At 38.2% G+C, this 7,751-nt stretch carries 7 protein-coding genes; 6 read left to right on the plus strand and 1 reads right to left on the minus strand.

Features of this window, described 5'->3' with window-relative positions:
* The 6 genes from HRT50_RS16605 to HRT50_RS16630 all read left to right on the plus strand — a co-directional run.
* On the plus strand, nucleotides 1-440 hold a 440-nt coding region (locus HRT50_RS16605; protein ID WP_291616530.1), incomplete at its 5' end, for a DEAD/DEAH box helicase.
* 512 nt (nucleotides 441-952) lie between these two features.
* Nucleotides 953-2,050: a porin gene (locus HRT50_RS16610; RefSeq protein WP_291616532.1), complete on the plus strand. Its 1,098-nt coding sequence runs from the start codon at nucleotides 953-955 to the stop codon at nucleotides 2,048-2,050.
* 10 nt (nucleotides 2,051-2,060) lie between these two features.
* Nucleotides 2,061-2,474: a phosphate ABC transporter substrate-binding protein gene (locus tag HRT50_RS16615; RefSeq protein WP_291616534.1), complete on the plus strand. Its 414-nt coding sequence runs from the start codon at nucleotides 2,061-2,063 to the stop codon at nucleotides 2,472-2,474.
* Between the two features lie 106 nt (nucleotides 2,475-2,580).
* Nucleotides 2,581-4,197, plus strand: a complete 1,617-nt coding sequence (locus tag HRT50_RS16620) for a methyl-accepting chemotaxis protein (RefSeq protein WP_291616536.1) — start codon at nucleotides 2,581-2,583, stop codon at nucleotides 4,195-4,197.
* Nucleotides 4,198-4,991: 794 nt separating this feature from the next.
* Entirely contained in the window at nucleotides 4,992-5,444 is a 453-nt protein-coding gene (locus tag HRT50_RS16625; RefSeq protein WP_291616539.1) for an N-acetylmuramic acid 6-phosphate etherase, read from the plus strand.
* Between the two features lie 24 nt (nucleotides 5,445-5,468).
* Nucleotides 5,469-6,680, plus strand: a complete 1,212-nt coding sequence (locus HRT50_RS16630; protein WP_291616541.1) for a DUF1343 domain-containing protein — start codon at nucleotides 5,469-5,471, stop codon at nucleotides 6,678-6,680.
* Between the two features lie 387 nt (nucleotides 6,681-7,067).
* Here HRT50_RS16630 and HRT50_RS16635 read toward each other — a convergent pair.
* A partial coding sequence (locus HRT50_RS16635; protein ID WP_291616543.1) for an anhydro-N-acetylmuramic acid kinase occupies nucleotides 7,068-7,751 on the minus strand: 684 nt, incomplete at its 5' end.

Consider the following 7,751-nt stretch of genomic DNA (forward strand, 5'->3'; position numbering starts at 1 on the left):
AGTTTACCAGCATGCTTGCTTTGATAGAGGAAGAGTTGGTGGCAGCGGATATTGGTTTTGTTAAATTAACCGGCGCAACCACTAAGCGACAAGAGGTAGTTGATAAGTTTCAACGCGGTGACGTACCAGTGTTTTTAATTAGCTTACGCGCAGGTGGTGTGGGTTTGAACTTAACCGCAGCCGACACGGTTATTCATTTTGACCCTTGGTGGAACCCAGCGGTAGAAAACCAAGCCACAGATAGAGCTTATCGTATTGGCCAAGATAAACCGGTATTTGTTTACAAATATATTATTGAAAATTCAATAGAAGAAAAAATTCTTAAAATACAGCAAAATAAAGCCGAGCTAGCCAAGGCGTTGTTATCTGAAGAAGTGAGTGATAAAAAACTGAGTTTAACCGATGATATTTTAGGTGCGCTGCTGGCACCGCTAGATTAGCGCCTTAGTCAAAGAGCAACATAACTGGATCTTGGTTTGTACTGACAAAGTGGCCAATGATCCAGCATGAAAAACAATAACTATTGTTAAAAAAAGGCGTTATATCGCCAGCGTCTAGCTCCTAAACAAACTTTTTTCACCTGTTAAGTATCAGCAAAAGTACTTTTCTGAATTACAAATTGTCTAGTTAAATCAGAAAAGTACCTTAGCCCTAGCTTGTTTCATTGGCAAACTCAAAACAGCACTAGGTAACATTCTGACCAAGGCTTAGGTTACACCAAGCAAAAAGAAAACAACAAATATTCCTTTTATCAAAAACACTATCCCCTCATACATTTCCTTGATTTTATTATACTTCTCAACTTAACTGATAAGGTAAATTAAACTTATCCCCTTTGGTTGCAAGCCCATATATCGTGAAATCATCGCTTGATAATAACTATATTAAAAGCGTGATTATTTATAGGGTTATGAAGTTAACTTTAGTCATTTAAATATTAAGAGAGAATGCCATGAAATTTATTTCATTTATCAAATTAGCGGCAGCTACTTCATGCTTGATAAGTATGTTAAGTCTGGCTGAAATTAATTTGTCTGGTTTTGCCAGTATTAATGCTGGCAAAGTTTTAAGTGGTACGGGTGTAGAACATTATGGTGTGCCACCAACTTTTCTAGCTGACTATCCCATTGTCTCTGCTTATAGTGAAGAGTGGGATATGGCTCCTGAAAGTTTATTTGGTTTACAGATAACTGCCGATCTTAACGATGGGTTGACTGCCATAGCTCAACTTGTTGGTCGGGGTGTTGATGATTACTCACCTAAATTTGAATGGGCTTACCTTTCTTATGACATAAATGAAAATTGGACCGTGCAAGCCGGACGAAAGCGCTTACCACTTTTTTATTATTCTGATTTTTATGATGTTGGTTACGCTTATGTGTGGATGCGTGCTCCGGCTGATAACTATACCTGGCAAATATTTAACTATAACGGTATTAATTTGATGTATAACACCGATTTGGGTGATTGGTCGTTGGCAACTAATCTCTATGCAGGTAAAGAAGAGGATAAAGAAAATAAACTGTTAGGGGATTTCTTTTTTGGTGATACCACCAAAGAAATATGGAAGGACATGATGGGTGGTGTAATGAACCTCAGCAAAGATTGGTTTGAAACACGTTTTACTTATATGCAATACACTAACGAACGCGATATTGGTGGTGAGCAGGTAATGTGGGGCGGTAAAGATAGTAGAGATGGTAAGTTCTTTGGTGCCGCTTTTAATGTGGACTTTGATAATTGGTTTATCTTAAGTGAAATTAATCGTTTAGATTTGGAGTTTGATGGCAACTTAGATACAAACATGATTACTTTTGGCTATAGAATCAATAATCTCACTCCATTTATTGTTTATTCAAGCATGAAACAAAAAGGTGATGGTGTTATTGATGGTGAAAACCATAACACGACTTCAGTAGGACTTCGTTGGGATTTCCATGATGCGGCTGCATTTAAAATTCAATACGATGATGTAAAAGACAACTCCCATGATTTTGCCGTAGCAGGTGACAGCAAATCACTTTCTTTTGGCGTAGATCTGGTTTTTTAAGGAGATTGAGATGAATGCTTATAAAATGTTAGTCATCACCATGTTGGTGTTAAGCCAAAGTGCATTTGCTGAGGTTGCTGTTATTGTAAATTCTGCAAATAACAATAATATTGATGGAAAATTGGTTAAAAAAATATACCTAGGTAAAACAAAAGCGTTTTCTGATGGTGGCAAAGTAAAAGTATATACCTTGCCTAGTAGCCAAGACGATACTGAATACTTTCGCAAAAAAGCGTTGAAAAAATCCAATAGCCAATTTAAGTCTTATTGGTCTAAGCTTGCCTTTACTGGCAAAGGAACACCTGCAACCGAACTTGATACTGCCGCAGAAATTATTGCGGCAATAAAAAAGGATCCTAAAGCCATTGGTTTTGTTAACAGTAATGACGTTAACGATGAAGTTAGAGTTGTCCTCAATTACTAACGAGCAACTTTATAAAGGTCAGCCACTAAGGTTATTTTGACCTTAGTGGCCTTTAATTAACAAATTATAGTAGTGAGTAGTAGTCTATTTAGTCTTAGAGGTCAGTATGAGCATTTTTAAAAAGTTACCTATTTTTTATAAAATTTTGGCAATATTAGCTATTGCCATATTAAGCTTTGTCGTTAATTTAATTATTAATATAAATGCCATATCTACCAATCAGCGCTTATTAAATACTATAGAAAACACCACCATACATTTGGTTAACTTAACCAGTGAAAATGTGACTCGTTGGCAACGTATTGATGAAGTTTATACTCAAAGCGTTTCTTTTGGTGATGAAGATTTGATTGAACAAGCTGAAGAAATGTTTGGCCGTTTAATTACTAATTATAAGCGTATAGAGTCACTGGACAGTAGCTTTACTGGGATTAATAACTTGATAAAAGAAAGTAAAGCATACAACAACATAAGTAAAAATATATCTTTGGCTTTTATTAATGACGAAATAGATTTTCAATCGGCTAAGCCTAAAATTGAAGAAAAAACCAATCTGTTTGAACACGTTGAAACGTTGTTAAAGCAAGATAAAGAAAGTGCCGCTAATTTATTTAAATCGTTAATTAAAAAAACGATTACCAATGCCAATGAGTCTAGAGATTTAAGCATACTATTAGGTATTTCACTTCTCTTAGTGATGTCTTTTCTTAGTGTGATTATTGCTCGTTCTGTAAGTCAATCTGTTGTTATTATTGATTCATCTTTACAAAAACTAGCCTTAGGTGGCGGCGACTTAACCAATCAAATTAATGTCGCTAGTCAAGATGAACTTGGCAGTGTTGCAAAAAACTTTAATGCTTTTACTCAATTTCTAAGAGGTATTGTCAAAGAGGTAATTGATACTGTACCGCCACTGACTCGATGTGCTGAGCAGCTAACGAATAAAGTACGGGATGTAAATGAAAATGTGCAAGAGCAAGCCGATGTTGCCGAAATAACGAAACAGTCGATGATTGAAATGCAATTTAGTGTTACTGATATTGCTAAGTCTGCGGCCGAAGCCGCATCAGCTGCAGATGAAGGTGAGTCTGAGGTTAATTTAGGCATGGAAAATGTTCAGAAATCTTTGTCGGTTTCTACGGCGCTAGCACAAGAGATCAATAATGCATCCCATGTTATTGATCAGTTAGCAAAAGATTCGCAAAACATGAACAAAATTCTTGATGTAATCAATGGTATTGCTGATCAAACCAACTTACTTGCTTTAAACGCGGCAATAGAAGCAGCAAGAGCTGGTGAGCAAGGCCGAGGTTTTGCTGTGGTTGCTGATGAAGTGCGCAGCCTCGCCTCTCGAACGGCCTTATCAACCACCGAAATAAGAGAGTTATTAGATAAATTAATATCTGCAGCAGATAAATCGGTGACGACTATGGAGTTAGCAAGCAAGCAGGCACACAGTAATGAAAAAATATCGCTAGAAGTGGATAAATCATTGACTAAAATTAAAGCTCAAATTGGCCATATTAGTTCAATGAACAGTCAAATTGCAACCGCGACGGAAGAGCAATCAAGTGTTGCTAAAATTGTTGTTGATAATATAGAACAAATGCACGGTAGCTTTGGTGCAACACAGATCTCGATTGAAGAGATTGGTCAAGTTGCTCTAATGCTTGATAATAACTCAGCGCAATTACAAGAAACAACATCGAAGTTCAAAGTCTAGCGGTAACTATATTCATAATCAGCGCTATGTACATAGCATAGCGTCTATTCCGACCGCTGTTAAATCCTCTAAACCTCAAGGAGCTATAGCGTTGACTCACTCCACTATACATCATCAACTTACTATCAATTGAGTAAAGTAAAAGCTACATGATTAGCAACTACTTACTCCGGTTTAGAATACTCTGCCCCAATATAGGCATTCAATGACTTTTTCTTTTTAAGCTTTTTTAGCCTTTTTCTTTCCAGAACATTTAGGTGCTGCCATGGATAAATTGTGTTTAACAGCTTTGTTGTGATCTCTTCATCAACTTCTAAGCCTGCTACCTGATACCTTCTTACGTTCAGGCCTGATCTTGTTCTTCTTTTCTATCACTTTGAAATGATGATAATCTTCATAAGCGATATTGCTAAGTCTACTTCACCATCACAGCCTATTCGACCAATACCATGCATCTAGCCTGATGGACTTTAAGTTAAAGTTGATTACCATAGGTAGTTTTTCGATGTAGAGACCACGGGCGGTAATTCATGAGATCAGTAAAGCCGTTGATGCTATCGTTTTAGCCTTTAAAAATGTGGCTGGCCTAATTTACATTGGTGCAGGTACCAGTGGCCGTCTCGGAACTCCTGATGCCGTTGAGTGTCCTCCAATGTATTCAGTTTATGAAAAATGGTTATCGGCCTTATTGCTGGTGGCGAAGATGCTATTTATAAAGCGATTGAGGGTGCTGAAGACAATAAATATTTTGGCGTTGCCGATCTTAAAATGCTAATTTAACGGCCGATGATGTAGTGATTGGTGGCCTCAATTACGCCAATAAGCTTGGCTGTACCACGGCGAGTGTCACCTGTATTCCGGGTGCAATTAGTTCACAAATCGCTGACATTGCCATTTGTGCTTTTGTCGGCCCTGAAGCGCTAACAGGCTCAATCCGAATGAAGTCGGGTATCGCACAAAAATTCATGCTAAACATGTTATCTACTGCCAGCATGAGCCACTGGGGGAAAATTTACCAAAACCTTATAGTTGATGTAAATGCCAGCAATGATAAACTTTATGCCCGCGCCAGCAAAATTGTTATGCCGGCAGAAAACTGCCCGCACCACGTTGCCAAAAGTGCGCTAGAGCAAGCGAACTATAATGCCAAGCTAGCTATTTTAATGATATTAACAGGTAAAGATGCCAAAACAGCTCAGCAGTTATTGGATAACAACAATGGTTTTTTACGTCAGGCTATTGGTTAAACATCCCCGTATCAGGAAATGAAAATGACTTTTTTTAAAACTCTCTTTTTATCCATGCTGTTTTTGTTAACTGCTTGTGCGCAAACCAGTCAAACCATTAAGCAGACGAATAGCGACTTAAATTCAGCTTTAAGTTTAACTGCAGGCATAGTTACGGGCGCACAACAGCCAAATTTATACCTTGAACAATTAAAAGGAAAACGGCTAGGGCTCGTTGTTAATCAAACGTCTATGGTCAATAACCAACATTTAGTCGATTTTTTATTAGCACAAGGTCTTCAGATTAATAAAATTTTCGCACCTGAGCATGGCTTTCGAGGTGATCATGATGCCGGCGCTAAGGTCAATTCCAGTGTTGATGGAAAAACAGGTATTTCAATTGTCTCAATCTATGGTAAAAATAAAAAACCATCGGCTGAGGCACTTAACGATGTCGATGTATTAATTTTTGATATTCAGGATGTCGGCTTACGTTATTACACTTATATCAGCTCAATGCATTATATGATGGAAGCCGCCGCTGAGAATGATAAAATATTTATTGTATTTGACCGCCCTAACCCCAATGGTTTTACCGTAGACGGTCCAGTACTTGATCTTAAGTTCCAATCTTTTGTTGGTATGCATCAAATCCCCCTTATGCACGGCATGACCGTAGGTGAACTGGCAAAAATGATCAATGGCGAAGGCTGGTTAAAAAACGCGGTAAAAGTGAATTTAACCGTTATTCCTGTCAGCAACTATGATCGCCATATGAGTTATTATTTACCGGTAAAGCCTAGCCCTAACCTGCCTAATGATGTATCAATTGCCTTATATGCTTCTTTGACCTTTTTTGAAGGTACGCCGGTGAGCATAGGCCGAGGTACTGACTTTCCTTTTCAAGTGATCGGCTTTGATAAGTTTGGCTTAGGTGATTTCACCTTTACGCCAAGAGCCATTAAGGGAGCTTCGATGACTCCTAAGCTAAAAGGAAAGTTAGTTAAAGGCGTTGATTTAAGACAATCGGCAATCCGTGGCGTTAATCTAGATCACTTGGTAGACTGGCATCATTTATTTGTTGAAAACGACGAGGAGTTTTTTACCCTAGCCCCGTTTTTCGACAAACTTGCCGGTACCGACAAATTGCGTAAACAAATAATTTCAGGGTTAAGCAGTGTTGAAATTCGCAGCAGCTGGCAAAGTGAACTAAATGCATTTTTACAACAACGTCAACAATACCTACTTTATCCCTAAGCCTTTTTATAGTTCATCTACCCTTACACAAATACCCAAGCCACCTCAAGATGCAGGATTCAGCTGGAATTAGAAATGCCTTTAGGCAAGGCATTGATGAAGAGAATGGTTATTCAATAACGACGCATATAAGCCTTTTAAACTCGCCCTTTGGGAGCTTATTAGCAAACTGATAACTGCACAGAATTAAAGAAATATAGAATAACTATGTTTAAGTAATTTTGCTTGTTCTAAGCTCGCTAATATAACTCTAAGTTGATCAATATATTAGTGTAATTGGTATAATATTAAGTAAAAATAGACATCTAGCGCTGTGACTTAACAATCACAGCGCTACAAAATATGCACATACTTTTTATTAAGACGTTCTTGCCCGTTATTGAGAATTTATTGAGAAGTTAATACTCGGGTTACAGAGCCACAAATTTCGCCACGTGACGCTCCGGTCACTTGAGGATCATTACCCGGTAAGCGATTCATACAACGATACGCTAACCAAGCAAATGCCATCGCCTCCATAAAATCACCACTAATACCAACGTCATCGGTACTGCAAACTTGCCACTGCGGCAGTGCTTGTTGTAAAACCTGCATAATACTCTGATTTTTAGCGCCACCACCACAAACCAATAACTGCCCAGGCGTAAAATGATCAATAGCATCAACGATAGGTTTACAGGTCAGCTGTACTAGCGTCGCCATAATATCAGCATCACTGATTGGCTGTGCAAAATCACTGAGTTTTTGTTGCAGCCAATCTAGATTAAAAAGCTCTCGGCCACTACTTTTAGGCGGTGGCAAAGTAAAATAATTTTCACTGAATAAAGACGCTAGTAAATCTTCGTTGCATTGACCACTAGCTGCAAAGGCACCGTTGTTATCGTATGGACAACCCTGTACTTTATCTATCCATAGATCTAATAAGACATTACCAGGACCGGTATCAAATCCGCTCAGCGGTTTCGGATTAACAATTGAAATATTTGCAATGCCGCCAATATTTAAAAATATCTGCGCACTATCACCTTTTACTGGCAATAGATCCTGATGGAAAATAGGTACTAAGGGCGC

It is taken from the genome of Colwellia sp. (assembly GCF_013215345.1).
Taxonomy (GTDB): Bacteria; Pseudomonadota; Gammaproteobacteria; order Enterobacterales; family Alteromonadaceae; genus Colwellia.

Coding starts and splice junctions, on each gene's coding strand:
- HRT50_RS16610 (WP_291616532.1), top strand. CDS start 953: ATGAAATTTATTTCATTTATCAAATTAGCGGCAGCTACTTCATGCTTG.
- HRT50_RS16615 (WP_291616534.1), top strand. CDS start 2,061: ATGAATGCTTATAAAATGTTAGTCATCACCATGTTGGTGTTAAGCCAA.
- HRT50_RS16620 (WP_291616536.1), top strand. CDS start 2,581: ATGAGCATTTTTAAAAAGTTACCTATTTTTTATAAAATTTTGGCAATA.
- HRT50_RS16630 (WP_291616541.1), top strand. CDS start 5,469: ATGACTTTTTTTAAAACTCTCTTTTTATCCATGCTGTTTTTGTTAACT.